Origin of the sequence: Endozoicomonas sp. ONNA2 (assembly GCF_024606365.1) — a bacterium.
Classification (GTDB): Bacteria; Pseudomonadota; Gammaproteobacteria; order Pseudomonadales; family Endozoicomonadaceae; genus Endozoicomonas.
The window spans coordinates 1-1,527 of record NZ_JAHHPO010000404.1; the positions used below are offsets into that span (position 1 = coordinate 1).

At 40.6% G+C, this 1,527-nt stretch carries 1 protein-coding gene; it reads left to right on the forward strand.

Going from position 1 to position 1,527, the window contains the following annotated elements; translation table 11 throughout:
- Window positions 1-698: 698 nt before the first annotated feature.
- Window positions 699-1,527 (forward strand): hypothetical protein (locus KDK14_RS07315; protein WP_257264398.1); only part of this gene is annotated, 829 nt, incomplete at its 3' end.

Consider the following 1,527-nt stretch of genomic DNA (forward strand, 5'->3'; position numbering starts at 1 on the left):
CACCATAGTTCCAGAATTAGAGTGAAATGGGAAAGTTATTTTTAGACAATTCCTAGGGAGGACCCGGGAAATCAGTCAGGTCTTTCATTTTGCATAACACTTGTCGTTTATAGTGATAAACAAGATATTTGCACAATGAAAGACCTGACCCCGGTTTTTGTGTGACCCCGGTTTTTGTGACCCCGGTTTTTGACCCCGGTTTTATGACCCCGGTTTTTTCAGACCTTTTTCTTTTAACCAAGCAACTAATTTCTCTGATATGAATGATAAGCCAGTGGGCTGCCCCATACATTGGGTCTTGAGATATACAGTCAATGGAATCAAGGCCTGTTTCATCAGTTCTACAAAACGATTGTAAGAAACCAGGTTCGGGAAGCAGTCAGACTTATATTTAACGATGAGGTTCAGATAATAATGCTTAAAATCCCGAAATGCACTCTGGTGGAAATGAATGATGATGGTCATTATTTCACTGAGCGACAATTTTGATATAACTGGAGGCTTATTAGCATTACAGATAAGTCGTTTATGCAATTCTGGTTCAAAATCAGGCAGAAATCATCGATATCACAGAATATACTGGTCATAGACATGGGGCCTCGGTTAGCTGTCTATGGTTTGGTATCTGAATGATAGCTAAGCAGTCCGGAGGCTCCTTGTCTTTTTTACGTCGAATTCACGTTAAGAGAGATACTTCTATGAACGAATTAACAGCACCAATCAGCGCCGTATTTACTTCGAGAGCTTCGACCAGCGCAACACCTCAAGACACACAACAAACACAGAGCAGCGAGCCTGTCTCCTATACCGGCACGACAACAACCAGTAATGTATGTACCTTAAGCTCGGAGATTTCAACGTTTATTCCACGTACCGATCAACCTCCGGAAACGCAATCATACATTACAGACCGGAAAACGACTCAGACTGGAGAAAAATTCGAAGTTGCTAGATTTGGGCAAGAAGTCCAAGTCACCACGGAAAGTAGTGATGAAACAGCCATTAATCCAGAAGATGTTATGGACAGGAAAATAAGTGAAAGACTGAAAGCCTTAAAAGTGAAATACAAGGAACAGTATTCCTTTATCAAGGAGAATTCTAACATCAGCATTGAGGGTGACAGTGACAGTGACAGTGACAGTGACAGTGAACAACCGTCGATGATTAAAACTGCTGGAAGAAGCATGGGGGAATTCGTCAGTGAGTTCAAAACTGATGAATGGCATTTTATGGCTCACAATAAAGAATCTGAATGTCGACATAAGTTTTACGCAAGCAACGTTGTTGCCCAACAATACGAACACATTTCTGAATTAAATCAAACAAGATTGATGTTGCCAAAAACAATCACCGATCATCAAATCAATAACGAAAAAAGCATTGAGGTCATTCATAACTATGCTGGCCGCCATGACTCAGAAGAGTTTAAACATGAATTTTTAACTACTACGGACAATGGCAGACGCACAGTCTGGGTAGCTGATGATTTTGGTTTGATTATCGAAGGAATAGAGGTTAATTATGATC